Genomic DNA, 20678 nt, shown 5'->3' on the forward strand with positions numbered 1-20678 from the left:
AGCACTAAACAGTAAGTGCTTTAAAATCATTCAGATCAAACAAAAGCAGATCCTTATCTTGTATCTGTAAAAGCTCATTTGAAAATCCACTCTTGGAAAAAAGTGCATAGACATCTACATCTATACCTGACTCCAATGCTTTTGCTTTGAGTTTTGTAAGTTCATTTTTACATACTTTACGGTCTTTATATTTGCATTCTCCCAAGATGACCTTTTTATCTTTAGTCACCGCTAAAATATCAAATTCACTGTGAATATTCCAGAAGCTCCCGCTATATTCGATGCCATTTTTCCCCGCATAATGCTGTACTAAAAGTGCATCACTGAGTTGTTCGTAGACTAAAGAACGCAAACGATCATAGTGTTTTTCGAAGTTATCTAAAAAGGCATCACCCTTCCCTAATGCCAGATCTTTTCTATAATAGGTTACAAATCCAAACCAAAAACGCATAAAAGGCTGTACAAAACGAAGTTTGTCCTGCACACGGTAAGAGCGCTGCTCTTTTTTCAGTTTATGTTTGGGATGGGTACGTAATGGAGATTCCCTTGAAAATTCTATTTTTAAGACATCCAAAGAAACCAACTCTTGAACTATCTGTTCTCCCAGCGTTTCACTTACTTTTGCTTTTCTAAGTACAGAGTATAGTTTTCCATCTCCTCTGGCTACTGCTATGAGTATCTCCCGGTAAGGACTCTCTAAAAGATATGAAGGAGACACAAGTGTCTGAAATTTTGAGAAATTTTGTACGAAATTAGACTCTACCATAGAAAAAACATCATCAAAGTAGTCTAACTCTATATTTTTACCGATCCCACCCAAAATAGAGAAATACTCAACAGCCTGTTCTAGTTCCAAATAAGAGAAATGCTCGTAAAATCTTTGAAATGATGCTTTGATGAAGTCCCTTTATCCATAAATTGAATTATTTTAACATACTTTTATTTGAATTTTTGTATGATTAATTATTAATCAACACTAAAGAGCATTATGGAAACATTTTTCACCACATCGGATAAAATACAAAATATCATCAAAAGTTTTAATCTTACTAAAACACTCTTTGTCTCATCTATCATTATAGGTGAAGCACATACAGGTAAAAAATCACTTGCACGCTACCTTTTTCCCAATGCTACGTTGGTATCTGGTGAAGATCAAGAAGAAGTCAAAGCTGCACTTTCAGATCATGATGAACTTATCATCACTGATTTTGAAAAACTGAGTAATCAAAGTGTTCTAGATTTTTCCAATAAACGCATCATTGCTACAGCAAATTATATGGGTAATCCGGCACTGATCGATGACCTGTTTGCTTTTATCTATACGATGCCTTCACTTCAGGAACGTCCTGAAGACATCAACTATATCAAAGACCTTTTCATCAAAGAAGCGCTTTCAACTTTAATGATAGAACCTGATACATTTAATGCGGATGAGATACCTCTGAACTTAACAATGAACACTAAAAGCCTTAAAAAGTCTATCTTTACATACCTTATTCAGCACTCAATGGATGACAAAGATATCAAAGAGGTACTCTATCACTATTTACTCAAACATCTCGATGGGAATGACGAATACAGAGAACATCTCGGATTATATGAAATACCTCTTATAGAGGCCGGTCTTAAAAAATTTGGTTCACAACTGCAGCTCTCACAAATTTTAGGCATCAATAGAAATACACTTAGGAAAAAGATACATGAACACAACATCGATTGATTTTCAAGCTTTTGTAGAGTGGGACAACAACCCTTTCATACTTTTTAATGATCAAGCTAAAATACTCTACCTTAATAATGCTGCTGAGATTTTATTTGGATATGTATCGAAAAAAGAGCTCTATGATATCGCTTTGTCTTATGCACCTAAAAGCTTCGGTTACAAAACGACATCTCTGACACTTAATTATGATACATTCATGTTTCATGCTGTCACGGTAGGATATGAAAATGAAGAACAGATTTCTCTACGTTTATACAATACACCTCGCATTAAACCAGTACGTAAATTAGAGACAGACAAACTTATTGTCACAGATATCAATATCTTACTCGAGGCAAACATCGCCCTTTTCAGAACAAAAAACAGCAATCCACTTAAACTCTTAACCGATCAAGATCTACCACCATTTAAAATAGACCAAAATAATTTTTCAAAACTTCTAAGAAAAGTACTTGATGCATTTAGATCTTCAGATTCTATTGATATTTCTCTGAAACTTCTTTTTGCTCAACATGTTATCATAGAAGATAAAAGAATCTCTCTCGTCCAACTCTCTATATCTGCTAATGGACGCTATGCGGATACAGATGATGAGATACAATCCCTTGCCGTGGAAAGCCAAATCAAATCTATTCTCAAAGAACACTCCATTAAACTTGAAATACCTCTTATCCAATAAATCCATTTTATTGATTAAAAATTAATCAATCATTGCTAATAAAAATTAATCAATCATGTTACTATTGTCTTGTAAAATTTAATTTAAAAGGAAATAGTATGAAATTAAAACTTTCAGCTCTAATGGCAATGTTCTTGCCTATCTTTGCTTTTGCAGAAGATAAACTGGATTCGGGAGACACAGCGTGGATGATGGTCTCAACAGCATTTGTACTACTTATGACACCTGCAGGTTTAGCACTTTTTTATGGTGGTATGACAAGAAGTAAAAACGTACTTAACACGTATGCCATGGTTATGGGTGCATTCGTAGTTGCCTTTGTAGTATGGATCATCGCAGGTTACTCTATTGCATTTGGTACAAACGAAAGTGCAATGCTTCAAAATGTATTTGGTGGATTTAATCATGTAATGCTTGATGGTATTAAATGGACTGACCTTTCTGGTACATACCCTACATTTGTATTTATCGCATTCCAAGGTACATTTGCTGCTATTACAGTAGCAATCGCTGCTGGTTCTGTGATCGGACGTATGAAGTTTTCAACTTGGATGGTGATCGTAGTACTTTGGGGTCTTCTTGTTTATGCTCCTATTACTCACATGGTATGGGGTGGTGACGGTGCACTTCTTTTTGATGCTGGTGCTCTTGACTTTGCCGGTGGTACAGTTGTACATATGAATGGTGGTTTAGCTGGTCTTGTACTTGCTATCTTGATTGGTAAAAGAACTGGTTACCCTAAAATAGCTATGAAACCATATAGTATCCTTCTTACTGCTGTTGGTGCAGCTTTATTATGGTTCGGTTGGTATGGATTTAATGGTGGTTCTGCATTTGGTGCAAATGCTATCGCTGGTCTTGCTGTAATGACTACAACTGTTGCTACTGCTGCGGCTGCTATCACTTGGATGTTACTTGAGTGGTTTGTCTTTAAAAAGCCTACACTTCTTGGAATCGCTTCAGGTATCATTGCTGGTCTGGTTGCTATTACTCCTGCTGCTGGTTTCGTAAGTGTTGGTGGAGCATTTATCCTTGGAATTGGTGGTTCAGTTATCGCATTCTTCGGTGTTGTTGCACTTAAGAAAAAGCTTGGTTATGATGATTCTCTTGATGCATTTGGTATTCACTTCCTAGCAGGTCTATGGGGTGCACTTATGACTGGTGTACTTGCACTTAATGACAAAGATCTACTCTGGGATGGCCCACTTAAAGAGAGTGGTGACAGAATGGGACAATTCATGGTACAAGTTGAGTCAGTAGTTGTTGTTGGACTCTTTACACTTATCGGTACAGTCATTGTTTACTATATTGCTTCTGCTATCACAGGTGGTGCAAGAGTAGATGAAGAAACAGAATCAGCTGGTCTTGATGAAACAATTCACGGTGAAGTTGTAGTAAATTCGTAAGAATTTGCTACTATTAATTTATAAAGGATTAAATAATGAAAAAAATTGAAGCAATTATCAAACCATTTAAACTAGAAGATGTAAAAGATGCACTTGTAGAAGCTGGTATAGAAGGGATGACTGTATCTGAAGTAAAAGGTTACGGAAGACAACAAGGACACTCAGAACTCTACAGAGGGGCTGAGTATGTAGTTGAGTTTATCCCTAAAATTAAAATTGAGATCGTTGTAAGTACAGATGCCTATGCAGAAACTGCAATCAAAATTATCAATGAAGCTGCTAAAACAGGTAAGATCGGTGACGGTAAAATATTTGTTAGCACGATTGATCATGTTGTTCGTATCAGGACAGATGAAACTGACTCTGACGCACTCTAATCTTTCATAGAGACAAGGTATTACCTTGTCTCTAGCCATATGATTAATTTTTAATCACCTTTATCATAACTTCCCCTCTACAATTTCACAAACTGCCTTATTTTCGATCAAAAACTTCTTTAATTCCTTTCAAATAACAGATACAATAATAGCACTAAAATTTTAGGGATTACATATGGAAATAAATTACGTAATAGATACTTTCTTTGCTATCTTTACCATGACTCTCATCATTTTTATGGTGCCAGGGTTTGCCATGCTGGAAGCAGGTTTGGTTCGGACTAAAAATGTTACTTCTGTACTCACTGTTAATGTGATGATCTATGCAGTAGCCTCCATGGCATTTTTACTTATAGGGTATGAGTATGCATTTGGAAACTGGGATCATCAAGATGGAATGAGTAAATGGGCATTTTTCATGTTCCAAATGGCATTTGTTGGTAAAGTAGTCAACATCATGAGTGGTGGGGTCAGTGAACGTTCTCGTATCTTACCTTTAGCTGTATTTACTGTTCTCGTTGGAGCATTAATCTATCCGACTATTGTGAATCTCACATGGGGTGCAAACTTTTTATCTGGAACCGCTTTAGATATTTCTGGTCTTTCTGATCTTGCCGGTTCAACAGTTATCCACTCTACTGGTGGCTGGGCACTTCTCGCAGCTATCCTGATCATGGGACCTAGACGTGGTAGATATAAAGATGGCAAAGTCCGTGTTATCCCTGCATCCAATATTCCGTTAGTCACATTAGGGGCTTTATTGCTCTGGATAGGTTGGTTTGGATTTAATGGAGGATCTGTCGGAGCTATCTCATCAAAAGAGAATGCGGATGCCGTTGCACTCACCATCATGAATACGAATACGGCAGGGCTTTCAGGAGCAATTGTAGGTTGGTTACTTACCTACTTTAGATATAAAAAATTCGATATCACCATGATACTCAATGGTGCTTTGGGTGGACTCGTTGCTGTTACTGCAGGACCTGACCAGTATGATATTCACACACCTATTCTAATTGGTGCTATTGGTGGGTCTTTAGTTGTCTTATTTGTACCTATTTTTGATAAACTGAGAATGGATGACCCGGTGGGTGCTCTTTCTGTTCACTTAGTAAATGGTATCTGGGGAACGCTTGCAGTAGGTATTTTTGTAGCAGATGTAAGCATCTGGACTCAATTAAAAGGTATACTTATTGTAGGTATGATTGTTTTTCCACTTTCATGGATTACAATATACAGTATTAACAAAATCTTTGTACTTCGTGCAGAGGATGAAGAACAATTAGAGGGTATTGATGCTACAGAATGTGGTATAGAATCATACCCTGAATTTAAACGTAGTATCTAAGGAGAATAAGTATGAAAAAAATTGAAGCGATAATCAAACCATTTAAACTGGAAGAGGTAAAAGATGCCCTTGTAGAAGTAGGCATAGAAGGTATGACCGTATCTGAAGTAAAAGGATATGGAAGACAACAGGGACACTCTGAATTATACAGAGGGGCTGAGTATATTGTCGAGTTCATTCCTAAGGTAAAAATTGAGATCGTTGTAAGTAATGATGACTATGCAAATAAAGCAATAGAAGCCATTAGAGAATCAGCTAAAACTGGAAAAATAGGTGATGGTAAGATCTTTGTATCAGACATCTCTAAAACTATTCGTATCAGAACAGACGAAGAGGATGAGGAAGCTTTATAAATACTAAATGTATTTATAAAGCTGACTAAAAAGCATTCTAAGTACTAGATGTACTTAAAATAACGACGAAAAGGCGCTATAAGCCCTCTTCTCTTTTCAAAACCTCAATCTTCTCTTCACTACCCATTACCTTCCAAAGCACTTTTTCAACACCAAAATCACGTTCATAGTTTGTAAGATCTAATTTTTTGAGTTTATAAAGTATTTTATCTATCTCATTATAATTGGTCGAAAACATCATAATAACCTCTTTCTCATAGGGTACAAGTGTTGTCTCATTCAATACATTTTTCACAGCTAATGCATATGCTCTTGCCATACCACCTGTTCCTAACTTAATCCCTCCAAAATAACGCACAATAAGCACTGCACAATTAATAAGTGCTCCACCACGTAGCACATTAAGAGCCGGTGTGCCTGCGCATCCTTTCGGTTCACCATCATCTGAAGCATTTTCGACTATTTGGTCAAATTCATTGAGATATCTTAGCGCATACACAACATGGTTGGCTTTAGGGTGTTCTGATTTAAGTTTGGCTTGCAGTCCTTCATACTCTGATATTGGTACAAGGTGTGTGATGAACTTGGAACGATTTACTTCTGTTGTATAAACAGTTTTTGCACACACTGTTAGCATCATTGGATCAAAATTTAGGATTTTACTATTTCAGAGTCATAGGTACTTGCCGCTCCACAGCAAAGACAAACACTGCAATCAGCACAAGGAAATGTACTATTTTTCTTTTGAGAACTATTCATATTCACATATTTAACAATTAAATTAACAAAAGCCTCACTGTTATTCATACATTCAGCCACAATATAATCATCATATTTAATTTTTTCAGCAATTTCACGATGCTCTATATCTAGTTCAAAGAGTGTTTCAGAATTATCAATAGTAAATGCTAATGGATAAATAAGAACTTTTCTATTGGTTGGATTACGCAAAACATCCACAAGATTTGGTTCTAGCCATGTGGCATTACCCACTTTGGATTGATACACTAATTTTACATCTTTAAAATTTATATCTTTTATTTTGAGTAATGTTCGTATTGCACTCACATTAGATTCAACTTGTCGTTGATAAGGATCCCCTGCTTTGATGATACTCACAGGTAACCCATGTGCTGATAAAAGTAAATCATACTCCGATATATCTTGTCCATTTATTGCTTTTTCTATTTGTGCCACATTAGCATTGATATAATCTATATCATCATAGTATTGACATGCCAACATGGTGATCTTAGGATGATAATCCAAAGCTTTACACCTTGATACTATATCTTCATAAGAGGAAAGCGTTGTTGTGGTTGAATACTGTGGATAAAGCGGAAAAAGCAAGAGTTCTTCGACACCTTCATCTTTACATTTTTTCAGTGATTCTTGCGCAAAAGGAGGGACATAGCGCATTGCAGGATAAATAGGTATATCCAAGATATTTTTGAGTTTTTCTATTAGCTCTTGTGTCAAATCTGATAAAGGAGATTTACCCCCTAAATGTGCATAACTCTCTTTGGCTTCTTCTAAACGTTTTGCAATGATAATTGTACGGACAAGTGCACGTGTAACAGGATTAGTTGGCAAAATATTTTTATCTGAAAACATATTATATAAGAATAGTTCTACTTCATCAAGACTGTTAGGACCACCCATATTCAATAAAAATAATGCTTGCTTCATCCTATACCTTTTTCTTTAATTGTTGTATCTTAGCATAGAAAGTGTAAAATTAGTTTAATATAAAATAAAGGTTATACCATGATTATTATTCCTGCACGTATAGGGTCAAGTCGCTTTCCAAATAAAGTCTTAGCAGACATTGGAGGGATGCCAATGGTTGTAAGAACTGCCAAAGCTGTTGAAAATATAGATGATGTCGTTATTGCTACAGACTCACAGGAAGTTATAGATATAGCAAGTACACATGGCATACAGGCGGTACTTACATCATCAACACATCAAAGTGGTACAGACCGTATCTATGAAGCAGCACAAAAATTAAATTTAGATGAAAATGAGATCATTATCAATGTACAGGGAGATGAGCCTTTTATCGAAACAGAGGTCGTACAGGCTATCTATGATCTCACAAAAAAGAATCAAGATGATGAACGTGTCATGATGAATTCATGTTACAAAACAATCTCTAATCCTGAGGCTGATGATCCAAATATCGTAAAAGTAGTTACAGATACCGATGACATTGCCCTATACTTTTCAAGAGCAAAAGTACCTTACCCAAGAGACCATCATTTTGATGCATACAAAGGACATTTAGGTATCTATGGCTTTACGGTAAGATCATTACGTAAATTTTGTATGCTTGAACCTGCACCACTAGAAGACATAGAAAAATTGGAACAACTCAGAGCACTCTACCATGGATATGAAGTTGCTATGACAGAAGTAAATACAGAAAGTTTTGGTATAGACACCATGGAAGATTTAGAAAAAGCGATTAAACACCATAGACTTTAATCCAATAAAAAATAAAATAGAGAGAATTATTTCTCTCTATTGAGTTACTAACTTTTTACCGCTTTTCCAAGATCCCACATCGGCATAAAGATACCTAAAGCCATCAATAATACCAGCCCTGCAATAAAGAACATCATAATAGGTTCAATATAGGCTGAAAGGTTATCTATCAAATCCTGGAACTGCATATCATAATACCCAGTTACTTTATCTAACATAGCATCCAGTTGCCCACCAGCTTCACCGGCTTTGATCATTTGAAGTAACATATTTTCATAAAGACCTGTGAGTTGGAACGCTTCTGCCAAGTTCATACCACGTCCAATATTTGCATTGACTGTTAACAACTGCTCTTTAATCGCAGCATTATCAACCATTCCAACCGCTGTATCTAAGGCCTCTGAGACAGGAATTCCTGACTTAACCAACTCGCCAAATACTAAATTGTACTTATGCATAGTAGAGAGGAAGATCGCTTTATTGATCAAATAGAACTTTGGATGGATCAACATTTTGTCCGTTCTATATTTAAACTCTTTATTATTTTTATACAAGAACTTAACACCAAAGATAAAAGCAAACAACAGTGCAAGAATAAGTAAACCATAATTGCTGAATGCCCATTCGAGTTTAAGTAATATTTGTGTTGGCATAGGAAGCTCTGTTTTAAACTTCGAAAAGATATCTTTAAACTTAGGAACAACCACCATGATCAAGATAGTAAATGCAATCCCCATTGCCGCCAATGTAATTAAAGGCGTACGTATCGCTTTTTTAAATTTAGCTGTATTATCTCTAATATTCTCAAGTATATCTGCAAGCTTATGATAAGACTCCGAAATATTACCTGTCCGCTCCCCCAAATTTGTCATAGCTAAAGCAACATGCCCAAACTCTTCAATATAAGGTTCCATAGCATCTGAAATACTATTACCAGCATTAATATCAGTGTTTATCTTCGTATAGATCTCTTTAAGTTGTGTATTTTCAGTATTCTCTGCAACCTCTAACAAGGTATCATTTATTGGAATACCAGCATCTGTCATGACTGCTATCTGGCGTATCGTTGATATTTTATCATTCAATGGTATCTTAGATTTCATTGATTTTTTCAATCCAGAAAAAAGATCAGATATACTATCTTCAAGAGGAGCAGATGTTTCTACAGCTTTCATCACCATCGTTCTAGGAAATTTTTGCTTAGCAAGGTTAACGGCAGCCATTCTATTGGCAGCCTTCACTGTCTCTTGACGCTTTTTACCTTTTTCCATTACTGTTACATTAAAATATTTCATATTATAACCTCGCTACTCTATAAATTTCTGCAATAGTCGTTTTACCTTCTAATGCTTTATGCACACCATCTTCAAACATTGTGATAAACCCTTCTTCTTCTGCTTGCTTTGTCATTTCCTCTTTCGATGCTCCACTTGCGATCATACGGGAAAAAGTCTCACTGATCGTTAAAACTTCCGATATCATCTCTCTTCCTGAATATCCACTGAGCCCACACTCTTTACATCCTGCCCCTACATAAAAAGTGGGATTTTCAGGAAGGTATTGTTCTACTGATTTTCGTAGTGATGTATCAAGCACTGTCTCTTTTTTACAATGTGGACATATCTTTCGTACCAGTCTTTGTGCCTGAATAGCGACTAAAGCACCACTGACTAAATACTCTTCAATACCCATATCCAAAATTCTGGTGACTGCAGATATAGCATCATTTGTGTGCAACGTAGAAAGAACTAAGTGACCTGTAAGTGCTGCTTGAATAGCGATACGCAATGTTTCCTTATCTCTAATTTCACCGATCATTATTTTATCTGGATCCTGTCTTAATATGGACCTCAGTGCATCAGAAAAACTTAATCCGATACTTGCCTTTACCTGTACCTGTTGTAACCCACCCATCTGGTATTCCACCGGGTCTTCAACGGTAATAATTTTATCTTTTACATCTTTTATCGCATTAAGCGCACCATATAGTGTGGTTGTTTTACCAGAACCTGTTGGACCTGTAACCAAAACAATGCCGTAAGGCACTTTAATAGACTCAGAAAACCTATCATAACAAAATTTACTCATTCCGGCATCTTCAAGCCTTATCATCGCTTTAGATTTATCCAAAATACGAAGAACAATTGACTCACCAAATATTGTAGGTAGTGTTGAAACCCTGAAATCAAAATCTTTTTTTGATACAGTTGCAGAAAATCTACCATCCTGCGGTTTTCTTTTTTCTGCTATGTCCAAATTTGAAAGTAGTTTCATTCTTGAAGCCAATGGATTAAAAATATCTCTATCAAAAGTAAAACTTTGGCGCAATATGCCATCCACCCTTACTCTTACGATACAACTTTTTTCCATTGCTTCTATGTGTATATCACTTGCACCTGCAAATATGGCTGATTTTAAAACCACATCAATTAATTTTAAAACTGCTGGAGACTCATCAGGATTTTCACTAACACTACTTTCTTGTGCTAAATCTTTACGTATCTCAGCAACCAATCCTTTAATACTCTCATTGATTTCCAAACGTTGCAAGTGCTGATTGATTTGTGATGGCTTAGAGATAGCGATTCTGATAGGTTTTTTCGGGAAAAGTCTTTGTATGGCATCTTGTGCTGCCATATCAAGAGGATCATCAAATACAATCAGGACATTTAAATCATTCTCTTCTATTGGAATAATATTATATTTAAGCAATTGACTATATGAAACTTTTGAAAACAACTTCATGTCAATTTCAATATCATCTAAATCGACATACTCTACATGCAGTGATTTTGCTACCTCTTCAATAATAGGAACAATATTTATTCCTTCAATTTTTTCAAGATGAGATAAAGTAATTACACCTTGTCGTATTTTCTTGGCTAAAAATATTTCAACTGTATGTAAATCGATCATTTTTTCAGCTAAAAGGTTTGCAAAATAGATCTTTTTGGGAGGTCTACTTTTTACCAATGCAGATATTGCATCTTTCGTGATAAGATTTTCTTTAAGCATGATTTCAATGAGTTTTACCATTTAACACTCCCTGTATAACTAATAAAGTATATCATTAAATACTAAATATAGTTTTATAATTTGTCGTTTTCAATCTGATATAATAATTTTTTCGCTTCAAGCGAATCAGATTTTTTCACATAGTTCTTTAAAATAGAAATTGCTTCATTTTCATTACCCATTTTTACTTTAGACTTCACAAATATAAGTAATCCATCCTCTATATCTTCATCAAGTTTATTTATTTCTAATGCCCAATATTCTGCTTTTTCATAATCACCTTTAGTATAATAACTTCTGGCCAAAAATAAAGCATCATCTATGTCATGAGATTCTAAAAAACGCTTTTCTACATCTTTATATGCAGTCACACTTGTTGATTCAATGATCTCTAAATGCATTTTCTTGCTCCCTGTGTGTAGATCTTCCTGAACGGGTTCATTTGTATCATCAAGCACCGGTATATCAAAAAGTATCGCAGGAGGCTTTTGAATGACTTTATCAATGGCATTTATCATACTCTCTTTGACTTCTAATGTATCCAAAGCATTATCAACCAATACACTCTGCTTTACAATCATATCTATGGGTTTATTTTCATTGCCAGGTATCTCTTTTGAAGCTTCAAAATAGCTTTTCCATACACTAAGATCTATTTTTTCATTCATTGAAAAAATAGTGACAGAGGCTATAAGAATAAGTAAAGTTAAACTACCTATGTACCAAGGTCTTAACTTTTTTTGTCTATATTGTTTCCATTCTTGTTCTAATCGTTTAATATCATACATTAATGTATCCCAGTTTTAATGCTGACATTTCAATGATCTTGTCTGATATCTTTGCATAACTCACGTTAGATGGTTCATTTTTATCATAATATTCACATATCTCAAAAATGGTAAATAAAAGTTTATTACATTCTCTATAATTTCCTTTAGTATATTTATGAATACGTTTCATATTTTTTTCTTTAATACTATTTGCTATTTCAAAAAGATTCTTTTTTAAAAGTTTTTTATGTATGTATGCTGTTTGATCTTCTTTTGTAGCATTTTTAAGTTCGATCACTTCCCATATACGAGACTGAAAATGTTCTTTTGCAATAAGATCTTCATCATCCGTTTTGTGCAATGAGACAACGAATTTGACTGCACGACTATCCGAAAGAAGTCGTATTTTTTCCATCATTTCTGGACCATACATTTGTGCTTCATCAAGTAAAATAATGATTTCTCTTTTACCTCTGAGATTTTTACAAAAATCAACTAAAGATGAGAAATTCACCTCCGTGTTACTCGGTAGATCTTTTTGTGTAAGGACTTTGAAGAGTTTATGAAAAAATTCTTTTTCATTTATAGCAGGCGTATCAAAATAATGTATCTCTTTTTGATGCTTCAATTTTTCCTGAATCCGGTTAAGTAAGATACTTTTTCCCGTACCAGGTCTACCAAAAAGTAGAATCATCTTCAATGGCTTATCCATACTGTGTCGCAGTTGCTGATAAGCCGTTACTGAGGAATCTAAGTCAATGTAGTCATCAATATCTATGGAATCAACAAATACATTTTTAGCAATTTCATATCTACTTTTCATTAAGCTTTGAATATCCTAAATCTTTTAATGAAACAGACTTAGAGTTTTTAATGATATGCGGTGTAATAATAAATACCAATTCTTCAACTTTATTAATTTTTTCTTCACGTTTAAATAATTGACCTAACCCTGGTATATTTCCTAAAAGGGGTAGCTGATTGGCTTCAGTACCACTTTGGCTTGAGATTAAGCCCCCAAGTACTGCATGTTGTCCATCTTTTACTTTAATCACAGATGCTATTTGTCTTCTTCTCAAGTCTGGTGGAACTTCTCTAACAACACCAGCAGGTAATGTAGTATCCTCAACTGTATCAGAAACTGACGGATTAATTTTTAAAGTAATCATACCATTATCATCAATTTCCGGTGTGATGTCAAGTAATATACCTGCGAAAACAGAATCAACTGATTGTCCCTCAGATGTTCCTGCACTGGCTCCAGCAGTACCTAAAGCAGAAGTAGTTGTTGTTCTATAAAACAATTCTTGACCTACACTGATGAGTGCCGGTTGATTATTTAAGGTCATTACACGAGGACTAGAAACAGTTTTAACATCACCCTGTGTTGACAAGAACTTGACTACATCACTTACTTCAACACTTCCAGCAAGAGTTAAAGCATGTGCATCAATACTACCTACATTAGCTGTAGTTCCACTAAATAATCCACCAGAAGCAAATGTAAAGCCTTCAACATTTCTTTGTGTCGCGATCAATGTATTAACCGTTAATTCTTGTAAATTATAGAGTTGACTCCAATCAACACCCGTTGTCGTACTGTCATCGAATGAAACGTTCAGAATACGTATATCAATTAACACCTGTGATTTAATTTGTTTTGTGAGTGCATGTATATATCTACCGACTCTACCAATCTGTCTATCTGTACCCGTCACTGTAACCATACCCGCTTCTGGGTTAACAATAGGTGCTAGGGGATTATATTCCCATACTTTACCATCAGGTCCAGTCCACGTATCACCTGATCTTGTATAATGTGTACTACCATCTGCTGCACCGATAAGAATACGCTGAACTTCTTTTTCAACCGTCGACCAAAATAGGAATTCATCATTCGTTTCTATACTTATACCTGTTTTAGAGAGATCATTATTACTACCTGTACTACCTGTACTACCTGTACTACCTGTACTACCTGTCTCAGAATTAGAGTTACTTGCTATAGTAACATTTGCCGTACTTTGGGCTGATCTCTGACCGGAAATATAATGGATACGGAATGTACGTGTAATCAAGTATGATATGGTAAGTTTATTCCCACTCAATGAATAATTTAAATCATTGTCTTTAAGAATCGTATTTAAAAAACCTTTTAATGTGCTATTTTTCAATTTTACATAATAGAGTTTTTTATTCATCCTTAATTTTGCAGCATCATCTTTAACAATAACGCTTAATCCACAAGTATCTGCAAGATTATCTATTACATCCCCAATCGATAATTTACTGTCAATAGTCACACTAAATAACTTCGTGGAACAACTTCCTGCTACGAGATTGTGGGTAAACCCTAATAGCATAGCAAATACTATAAGAAATTTAACCCCTGATGTTTGTACTTTTTTCATTCTATAACCTTTCCTCTAACTTGATAAAATTATCTCTTTTTTCATGAAGAAATAATTTCTTAACGTGATTGCCATTTCGAAGTACCACACCTCTTTGACCAATATATTTTACAGTGTACCCCATAATAGTGTCATCAAGACTACTCCATGAATCATTAATATAGGCTTTACCATTCACAATAGCATGCAATATCAATTTTGCTTCTTGATTTCCAGCTATAGGCAACATCGTAATATTATTCTCTTCTTCCAGTTGTATAAATGGATCTTTTGTATTCTCTAATGTTTCTAATTTTACACCTTCTCGTTTTTCATGTATTTGTATAACCATTTTCTGTATTTTTTCAACAGATAAATCTGCATTTACTAGCACTGTTAATGGTAATAATAATAAAAATATCTTTTTCATTAGTGATTTATCCCCCATACTGAAATATTAATATCTGCTACAATATATGATGAATTGGCATCTGAAACCAATTCAGCTTGAAAAATATCTGTAACCAAGACATTTTGTTCAAGTTCATTCATAAACTTAACAATATTTTTATAATCTCCGCTACATCCAACACCAATTTCAAGTACATGGCCAAAACTTCCATTATTATCAACATAGTGGTTTGTAATGTATTGTAAATCAACATTCTGTATTTCTGCTTTATTTGTAATAGAATTTAGGAATTTAGACCAACTTTTTTGATTAAATAACATATCAGATAGTTTTTCTAAATTTGAGTCTATAAATTTAATTTTATCTGTTATATCGACAATCTCTTGCTTTTTAGTAACAATATCATTATCAAATTTCTTCACATAATATTCACGATCACCGCGAATAGTAATAGAATTTAGATAAGTATTATTATCAGTGATACTTTTTTGTATACTTTCTTTACTTCGTTCACTTTTTTTATACAAATTTTCTGTATAAGGTAATAGGTATGCATACCCTAAATAGGCTATAACTCCTGCAATACCTAGAATAACTAACCATTTTTCACTCTCTTTTTTGGGAGCAAAGTAAATATCTAATGCTTCTAATTTATCTTCTAAAAATTTCATTTTAATTCAACCTTTAACAGACCTTTATAGTAGTTAGTACCTGGGTCTTTTTGGATTCTTTCAATATCAATTTCAATGATTTCATCAAAATGAGTATCAGACATATATTTAATTACTTCTGTAAATTTTCTATCATCTGTACTAACCAAGGACAGCCACAATGTATCATCCTCACTTTTTAACATATCTACTTGAACTTCAAACTGATTAAGTTCTTCAGCAATTGTATGAAATGTTCCTGATTTAAGACGATAGTTTACTTTTTTATCATAGATGGAAGTGAGTGTTTTTGCTTTTCCACTATATCTATCTGATAATACTTTTATCTTTTTATCTAAAACTTGTATCTGACCTTTTTTCTCACTGAGAATTTTTTTATACTTATTCGCTTCCGTTGTGATTTTATTATTTTCTATAGTTAATGCATAGATTTTTGCATCATTGACATATGAGCCGACCAAATAAACCAAAGGATATGCCAAACTGAGTGATACAGCTGCAAATGTTGAAATAATAAACTGCCCACTAGCCCTATTTACAAATGATGGTGCTCGTGGATACATGGTTAAATTAACTAAAGATGACTCATCTTCCATATAATCAAATGAACTTAAAAGCATCAAATACTGTAATTGATCTGTATACCATTCTTCATTTGTAACATGATAATTAAAATTAAAATCTGATGAGTGTAGACCTAAATAGTTCTGGCTATAATCATCTAAGCCAATGATAGGACCTTTTTCACTTCCTATAAACATTTGATCGATCGTATCTAAATTAAAGGCTCTCTTAGCATAAATAATAATATCATTGATCGTTATAAACACTTCAGCAAAAATCTTCATAAAGTTTTGTTGATAGTCATTATTAGTTGTTTTAAGTCCTTCAGATTCTAATATTGAATAGAATTCTTTTTCATCAACTTTTTCACCGATTGATTCACAATATTTATCATAGATCTGCTCTAAAGAATACTCTATTGATTTAGAATAAAGATATTGGCCATTGGTATAGATTGTAACAAATGCATCATTTTGTGTAAAATAAACAAAACAATGCGTATTATTATCTTGCAGTATCTCTTTAGTATAGAGTGTCCTGAAAAGAAGAGGTGCAGGAACAATAAGATCTACGTATTTAGTTTGTTCTTTTATAGGCAGATAAAGTGCATCAAGTGAGTCAGGTTCAGCAACAAAGATATGAAATTTTCTCTCTTCTCCTGCACTTTCAACTTCAATAAAAGAGATAACATACACATTAGCCTGATCCAATCCTAACTCTTCATAAGCCTTGATATCAAGGATATCTGCAATATCTTCTTCGGGAATACTTCTACTTAAATGTACCGTTGTAGTGATAATATCTTTATTATTTACATATGACGTAATAAAGTTTGAAGTGTTGTATGTGAGCTTATCTAAAGGTTTAAATAGATCATTTTTAAACCCGTAGCTTTTCTCTGTGTATGCATTAAGTGTAACAACATTTTTCACAGTTGATTCTGACGAACTTTTTTTCAAAAACATTTTAAACTTCCTTGTTTGTTGAACAATTATATATGTTATAATATTAAAACTTTCTTACAAAATGTAAAACTTTCTTAATAATATAACTTTTTTTTATTATTCATCTTTAATTAAGCCTAAAGTGCCTGTATTGGGCTATTACTAGTGCTTATGAGAATTATTCTTTCTCAAGTTTACACAAGATTTTAAATAATATAACCAAATTCTTCCAAGCCATCTTTATTCTTACTCCAACCCTTTTTCACAGATACATGAAGATCTAAAAATATTTTTTTACCTGAAAACACTTCCATCTGTTCACGAGCAAGTTTTCCTACACGCTTGATTCCTGCACCTTTTTGTCCAACAATCATACCTTTTTGAGTCTCTTTTTCCACTACTATAGTTGCATAGACTTTATCTAAAGTATCACCCTCTTCTATTTTTTCTATGGTGACATCACTCTCATATGGTATTTCATCACTTAAATTTTCAAAGATAGACTCACGTATCAGCTCTTTATAGATAGTTCGTATATGCTCTGTAGTAAGGATCTCAGGATCATATAAAAAAGGTGACTTTGGTAAATGCTTACTTATCTCATCAAGCAGTTGTTTTTTGCCTACCCTTTTATTGACAGAAAATGGAATGATCGCTTCAAAATGTTCTTGGTATTTTTGATATTCGGCCAGCTTGGCCAAAATGTCACCCTGCTTTACATGGTCTATTTTAGTCAGGATAACGATATGCTTTACACCTTTTGCTTGAGCCAATTTCAAAAATTTTTCATATTCTGTAAGCTTGTCTGTCACAGGTGCAAGGAAAACAATAAGATCACTGTCTCCCATAGCCTTAAGTGCTTCATCTAACATAAACTGGTTAAGTAATCTCTCTTTTTCATGTATACCAGGAGTATCTACAAAAATAATCTGTGCATCTCCATGCATCACTATGATATTCATACGTTTACGTGTTGCCTGTGCTTTTTTTGAAACCATAGCAAGTTTTTCGCCTACTATATGATTGAGTAATGTGCTTTTCCCTGCATTAGGTCGTCCAACGACTGCAACAAAACCTGCTTTTGTGTCTATCTCTTCATTTTCATGATCAAACATTTAACTTTCCTTTTAAGTGACTGGTCACTTTCGTCTACTGTTTAAGTAGACATAGTATCAACGTACTAATTACAGTATATAACGGGTTGCATCTTCATCTTCAACCACTTTACTTATCTTCTCTTCTACCAATGATGTATCTACTTGCACTTTTTCACCCGTGCGTTCATCTGCAGAAAAACTTATCTCTTCTAAGATCTTTTCCATCACGGTATGCAAACGTCTGGCACCAATATCTTCAGTCTTTTCATTGGCAAGCAGAGAATAATGGGCGATTGCTCTGAGTGCATCTTCATCAAAAACCAGTTCAACACCTTCAACATCCATAAGTGCTTGATACTGTTTGATGAGTGAATTGTTTGGTTCGGTCAAGATACGATATAAAGTCTCTTCATCCAGACTGTCAAGCTCTACCCTTAAAGGAAAGCGCCCTTGAAGCTCCGGCATAAGGTCACTGGGTTTACTTACATGAAATGCACCTGCTGCGATGAAAAGTATATGGTCTGTCTTTACCATACCCAACTTTGTATGTACCGCAGAACCTTCCACAATAGGGAGCAAGTCTCTTTGTACACCCTCTTTACTTGGGTCTTGTCTACTCTGCGAATTAGCAGCTACAGCCACCTTGTCTATCTCATCAAGAAATACGATACCACCCTTTTCTACTTTTTCAAGTGCAAGGGATTTAAGATCTTCTTCATCAAGAAGTTTTTCACTTGCTTCAGATTCCAGTATCTTCTTAGCATCTTTAACACTGACTTCTTTTTCAGGGCCTTTTTTACCCATACCGCCTAACACTTTTACAATAGACTCTTGTACCTGTATCATTTGCGGAGGAAGTCCCTCTTCCGGCATGGTTGGATTGTTTGGCATTTCTACTTTTATTTTGAGATGGTCAAGTTCACCTTTGGCAAATTTTTCTTGCATACGGGCAAAAGAAGCTTCATATTCTGCTTTCTTTTGCTCACTCGCACCAGCAGGAAGTGGCGGAAGGAGTTTTTCTATAATTTTATTTTCTATATAGTTTTCTATCTTCTCTTTGTTTTTCTCATTTTCACTTTCACGCACAATGCCCATAGAAACTGCAGCCAGGTCACGTATCATAGACTCTACATCTCGTCCGACAAAACCTACTTCAGTATACTTGCTCGCTTCCACTTTTATAAATGGGAGGTCCATCATTTTTGCTAAACGTCTGGCTATCTCTGTTTTACCAACTCCGGTACTACCTATCATCAATATGTTTTTAGGTGTTACATCCTGCTGCATCTCAGGAGCAAGCTGCATACGTCGGTAACGATTTCTAAGTGCCACAGCAATGGTCTTTTTTGCATCATTTTGACCTATGACATATTGATCCAGGTACGTGACAATTTCTTTAGGTGTTAAATTATCCAAGACACTTCCTTACAGTTCTAATATTTTAATATTTTTATTTGTATAAATACAAAGGTCGCCTGCAACTTCAAGTGACTCCTGTACCAATGCTCTTGGGTCAAGATCTGTATGTTTATCCAAAGCACGTGCTGCAGAAATAGCGTAATTACCACCAGACCCTATCGCCGCTATCTTACCATCTTCTGGTTCCACTACATCACCTGTACCTGAAAGAATAAAGATATGTTCTTGATTGAGTACGATCATCATCGCTTCAAGCTGACGTAAATGCTTGTCTTTTCTCCACATTTTGGAAAAACCGATAACAGACTTAAAAAGGTCACCTCTTTTTTCTGCCAGTATCCCTTCAAACATGTCAAAGAGATTAAATGCATCTGCAGTACTTCCCGCAAAACCTGCCAATACTTTACCTTCATGAAGTGTACGTATCTTTGTAGCATTCCCTTTGAGTATAGTATCGCCAAAAGTAACTTGACCATCACCACCGATGACTGCTTTACCGTCACCTTTATAGCCCAGTATCGTAGTAGCGTCAAACATTATTAGACACCTACAACTTCTATTTTAAGCATTGCATGTATACCATGTCCCAGTTTAGCATCTACTTCATGTATACCTGTAGACTTGAGTGCTTTTTTAAGGTTGATGTGTTTTTTATCAAGTTCGATATTTAGTTGCTCTTCTATCGCTTTAGATATATCTGCATTACCTACTGAACCTTTTATACCTACTGGTGCCGAAGTTTTCTCTATCTTCACTGTTGCAGCTTCAAGTGTTATCTTTTCAGATTCAAGTCTAGCCAGTTCATCTCTAAGATTTCTTGCCGTCTTTTCTTGTTCAGCCTTCCAATTTTCAACTACATCAGGTGTAGCCAGCTTTGCCAAACCTTTCCCTATAAGAAAATTTTGTCCATATCCATCTTTAACTTCTTTGATCTCACCTGCTTTTCCAAGTGCTTTAACATCTTTTATCAATAAAACTTTCATTTATTTATTCCTTCTTGTGCTATATATTCTCATAATT

22 protein-coding genes are annotated in these 20678 nt (G+C 34.7%); 7 read left to right on the forward strand and 15 right to left on the reverse strand.

Features of this window, described 5'->3' with window-relative positions:
- Positions 1–4 precede the first annotated feature (4 nt).
- Entirely contained in the window at positions 5–856 is an 852-nt protein-coding gene (locus tag ABYK33_RS02410) for a DUF234 domain-containing protein (protein ID WP_373031324.1), read from the reverse strand.
- 132 nt (positions 857–988) lie between these two features.
- On the opposite strand from ABYK33_RS02410, the gene ABYK33_RS02415 reads away from it, so the two are divergent.
- The 6 genes from ABYK33_RS02415 to ABYK33_RS02440 all read left to right on the forward strand — a co-directional run bounded on the left by ABYK33_RS02415 (position 989) and on the right by ABYK33_RS02440 (position 5889).
- Positions 989–1723 (forward strand): helix-turn-helix domain-containing protein, encoded by a 735-nt coding sequence (locus ABYK33_RS02415; RefSeq protein ID WP_373031325.1) that lies wholly within the window; start codon positions 989–991, stop codon positions 1721–1723.
- Positions 1704–2405, forward strand: coding sequence for a hypothetical protein (locus tag ABYK33_RS02420; protein ID WP_373031326.1), 702 nt, complete (start codon positions 1704–1706; stop codon positions 2403–2405). Before ABYK33_RS02415 ends, ABYK33_RS02420 begins: the two co-directional genes overlap by 20 nt.
- Before the next feature lie 98 nt (positions 2406–2503).
- Positions 2504–3811 (forward strand): ammonium transporter, encoded by a 1308-nt coding sequence (locus tag ABYK33_RS02425; RefSeq protein WP_373031327.1) that lies wholly within the window; start codon positions 2504–2506, stop codon positions 3809–3811.
- A gap of 35 nt (positions 3812–3846) precedes the next feature.
- Positions 3847–4188, forward strand: a complete 342-nt coding sequence (locus ABYK33_RS02430; RefSeq protein ID WP_373031328.1) for a P-II family nitrogen regulator — start codon at positions 3847–3849, stop codon at positions 4186–4188.
- Positions 4189–4363: 175 nt separating this feature from the next.
- The gene (locus ABYK33_RS02435) at positions 4364–5536 is read left to right on the forward strand and encodes an ammonium transporter (protein ID WP_373031329.1); all 1173 of its coding nucleotides are present in this window, start codon (positions 4364–4366) and stop codon (positions 5534–5536) included.
- Positions 5537–5547: 11 nt separating this feature from the next.
- A complete protein-coding gene (locus ABYK33_RS02440) occupies positions 5548–5889 on the forward strand; it encodes a P-II family nitrogen regulator (protein ID WP_373031331.1) in 342 nt (113 codons plus the stop codon).
- 76 nt (positions 5890–5965) lie between these two features.
- Here ABYK33_RS02440 and ABYK33_RS02445 read toward each other — a convergent pair whose 3' ends face one another.
- On the reverse strand, positions 5966–6526 hold the full coding sequence (locus tag ABYK33_RS02445) for a YigZ family protein (protein ID WP_373031357.1): 561 nt from the start codon (positions 6524–6526) through the stop codon (positions 5966–5968).
- A gap of 14 nt (positions 6527–6540) precedes the next feature.
- Positions 6541–7578 (reverse strand): ferrochelatase, encoded by a 1038-nt coding sequence (gene hemH / locus ABYK33_RS02450; protein ID WP_373031332.1) that lies wholly within the window; start codon positions 7576–7578, stop codon positions 6541–6543.
- Positions 7579–7656: 78 nt separating this feature from the next.
- Here hemH and kdsB point away from each other — a divergent pair, with 78 nt between their 5' ends.
- Positions 7657–8376: a 3-deoxy-manno-octulosonate cytidylyltransferase gene (kdsB, locus tag ABYK33_RS02455; RefSeq protein ID WP_373031333.1), complete on the forward strand. Its 720-nt coding sequence runs from the start codon at positions 7657–7659 to the stop codon at positions 8374–8376.
- 47 nt (positions 8377–8423) lie between these two features.
- Here kdsB and ABYK33_RS02460 read toward each other — a convergent pair whose 3' ends face one another.
- The 12 genes from ABYK33_RS02460 to rplI all read right to left on the reverse strand — a co-directional run bounded on the left by ABYK33_RS02460 (position 8424) and on the right by rplI (position 20641).
- The gene (locus ABYK33_RS02460) at positions 8424–9671 is read right to left on the reverse strand and encodes a type II secretion system F family protein (RefSeq protein WP_373031334.1); all 1248 of its coding nucleotides are present in this window, start codon (positions 9669–9671) and stop codon (positions 8424–8426) included.
- Position 9672: 1 nt separating this feature from the next.
- Positions 9673–11412 (reverse strand): GspE/PulE family protein, encoded by a 1740-nt coding sequence (locus ABYK33_RS02465; RefSeq protein ID WP_373031335.1) that lies wholly within the window; start codon positions 11410–11412, stop codon positions 9673–9675.
- Between the two features lie 53 nt (positions 11413–11465).
- On the reverse strand, positions 11466–12179 hold the full coding sequence (locus ABYK33_RS02470) for a tol-pal system YbgF family protein (RefSeq protein WP_373031336.1): 714 nt from the start codon (positions 12177–12179) through the stop codon (positions 11466–11468).
- Positions 12172–12984 carry an AAA family ATPase gene (locus ABYK33_RS02475; protein ID WP_373031337.1) on the reverse strand — a complete coding sequence of 271 codons (813 nt, stop codon included), beginning with the start codon at positions 12982–12984 and terminating at the stop codon, positions 12172–12174. The genes ABYK33_RS02470 and ABYK33_RS02475 overlap by 8 nt, the downstream gene beginning before the upstream one ends.
- The gene (gene mshL / locus ABYK33_RS02480) at positions 12974–14572 is read right to left on the reverse strand and encodes a pilus (MSHA type) biogenesis protein MshL (protein WP_373031338.1); all 1599 of its coding nucleotides are present in this window, start codon (positions 14570–14572) and stop codon (positions 12974–12976) included. The genes ABYK33_RS02475 and mshL overlap by 11 nt, the downstream gene beginning before the upstream one ends.
- Before the next feature lies 1 nt (position 14573).
- Complete coding sequence (locus ABYK33_RS02485; RefSeq protein WP_373031339.1) at positions 14574–14981, reverse strand: hypothetical protein; 408 nt, start codon at positions 14979–14981, stop codon at positions 14574–14576.
- Positions 14981–15634, reverse strand: a complete 654-nt coding sequence (locus ABYK33_RS02490; RefSeq protein ID WP_373031340.1) for a hypothetical protein — start codon at positions 15632–15634, stop codon at positions 14981–14983. Before ABYK33_RS02490 ends, ABYK33_RS02485 begins: the two co-directional genes overlap by 1 nt.
- Positions 15631–17163, reverse strand: a complete 1533-nt coding sequence (locus ABYK33_RS02495) for a hypothetical protein (protein WP_373031341.1) — start codon at positions 17161–17163, stop codon at positions 15631–15633. Before ABYK33_RS02495 ends, ABYK33_RS02490 begins: the two co-directional genes overlap by 4 nt.
- Positions 17164–17348: 185 nt before the next feature.
- Positions 17349–18257: a GTPase Era gene (gene era / locus ABYK33_RS02500; protein ID WP_373031342.1), complete on the reverse strand. Its 909-nt coding sequence runs from the start codon at positions 18255–18257 to the stop codon at positions 17349–17351.
- A gap of 69 nt (positions 18258–18326) precedes the next feature.
- Entirely contained in the window at positions 18327–19655 is a 1329-nt protein-coding gene (hslU, locus tag ABYK33_RS02505) for an HslU--HslV peptidase ATPase subunit (RefSeq protein WP_373031344.1), read from the reverse strand.
- Positions 19656–19664: 9 nt separating this feature from the next.
- Positions 19665–20195 (reverse strand): ATP-dependent protease subunit HslV, encoded by a 531-nt coding sequence (gene hslV / locus ABYK33_RS02510; RefSeq protein WP_373031345.1) that lies wholly within the window; start codon positions 20193–20195, stop codon positions 19665–19667.
- A 2-nt stretch (positions 20196–20197) separates the two neighbouring features.
- Positions 20198–20641: a 50S ribosomal protein L9 gene (rplI, locus tag ABYK33_RS02515; RefSeq protein ID WP_373031346.1), complete on the reverse strand. Its 444-nt coding sequence runs from the start codon at positions 20639–20641 to the stop codon at positions 20198–20200.
- Between the last annotated feature and the right edge of the window lie 37 nt (positions 20642–20678).

It is taken from the genome of Sulfurovum sp., from assembly GCF_041562805.1.
Lineage (GTDB): Bacteria > Campylobacterota > Campylobacteria > Campylobacterales > Sulfurovaceae > Sulfurovum.

Coding starts and splice junctions, on each gene's coding strand:
- ABYK33_RS02415 (WP_373031325.1), top strand. CDS start 989: ATGGAAACATTTTTCACCACATCGGATAAAATACAAAATATCATCAAA.
- ABYK33_RS02420 (WP_373031326.1), top strand. CDS start 1,704: ATGAACACAACATCGATTGATTTTCAAGCTTTTGTAGAGTGGGACAAC.
- ABYK33_RS02425 (WP_373031327.1), top strand. CDS start 2,504: ATGAAATTAAAACTTTCAGCTCTAATGGCAATGTTCTTGCCTATCTTT.
- ABYK33_RS02430 (WP_373031328.1), top strand. CDS start 3,847: ATGAAAAAAATTGAAGCAATTATCAAACCATTTAAACTAGAAGATGTA.
- ABYK33_RS02435 (WP_373031329.1), top strand. CDS start 4,364: ATGGAAATAAATTACGTAATAGATACTTTCTTTGCTATCTTTACCATG.
- ABYK33_RS02440 (WP_373031331.1), top strand. CDS start 5,548: ATGAAAAAAATTGAAGCGATAATCAAACCATTTAAACTGGAAGAGGTA.
- ABYK33_RS02445 (WP_373031357.1), bottom strand. CDS start 6,526: ATGCTAACAGTGTGTGCAAAAACTGTTTATACAACAGAAGTAAATCGT.
- hemH (WP_373031332.1), bottom strand. CDS start 7,578: ATGAAGCAAGCATTATTTTTATTGAATATGGGTGGTCCTAACAGTCTT.
- kdsB (WP_373031333.1), top strand. CDS start 7,657: ATGATTATTATTCCTGCACGTATAGGGTCAAGTCGCTTTCCAAATAAA.
- ABYK33_RS02460 (WP_373031334.1), bottom strand. CDS start 9,671: ATGAAATATTTTAATGTAACAGTAATGGAAAAAGGTAAAAAGCGTCAA.
- ABYK33_RS02465 (WP_373031335.1), bottom strand. CDS start 11,412: ATGGTAAAACTCATTGAAATCATGCTTAAAGAAAATCTTATCACGAAA.
- ABYK33_RS02470 (WP_373031336.1), bottom strand. CDS start 12,179: ATGTATGATATTAAACGATTAGAACAAGAATGGAAACAATATAGACAA.
- ABYK33_RS02475 (WP_373031337.1), bottom strand. CDS start 12,984: ATGAAAAGTAGATATGAAATTGCTAAAAATGTATTTGTTGATTCCATA.
- mshL (WP_373031338.1), bottom strand. CDS start 14,572: ATGAAAAAAGTACAAACATCAGGGGTTAAATTTCTTATAGTATTTGCT.
- ABYK33_RS02485 (WP_373031339.1), bottom strand. CDS start 14,981: ATGAAAAAGATATTTTTATTATTATTACCATTAACAGTGCTAGTAAAT.
- ABYK33_RS02490 (WP_373031340.1), bottom strand. CDS start 15,634: ATGAAATTTTTAGAAGATAAATTAGAAGCATTAGATATTTACTTTGCT.
- ABYK33_RS02495 (WP_373031341.1), bottom strand. CDS start 17,163: ATGTTTTTGAAAAAAAGTTCGTCAGAATCAACTGTGAAAAATGTTGTT.
- era (WP_373031342.1), bottom strand. CDS start 18,257: ATGTTTGATCATGAAAATGAAGAGATAGACACAAAAGCAGGTTTTGTT.
- hslV (WP_373031345.1), bottom strand. CDS start 20,195: ATGTTTGACGCTACTACGATACTGGGCTATAAAGGTGACGGTAAAGCA.
- rplI (WP_373031346.1), bottom strand. CDS start 20,641: ATGAAAGTTTTATTGATAAAAGATGTTAAAGCACTTGGAAAAGCAGGT.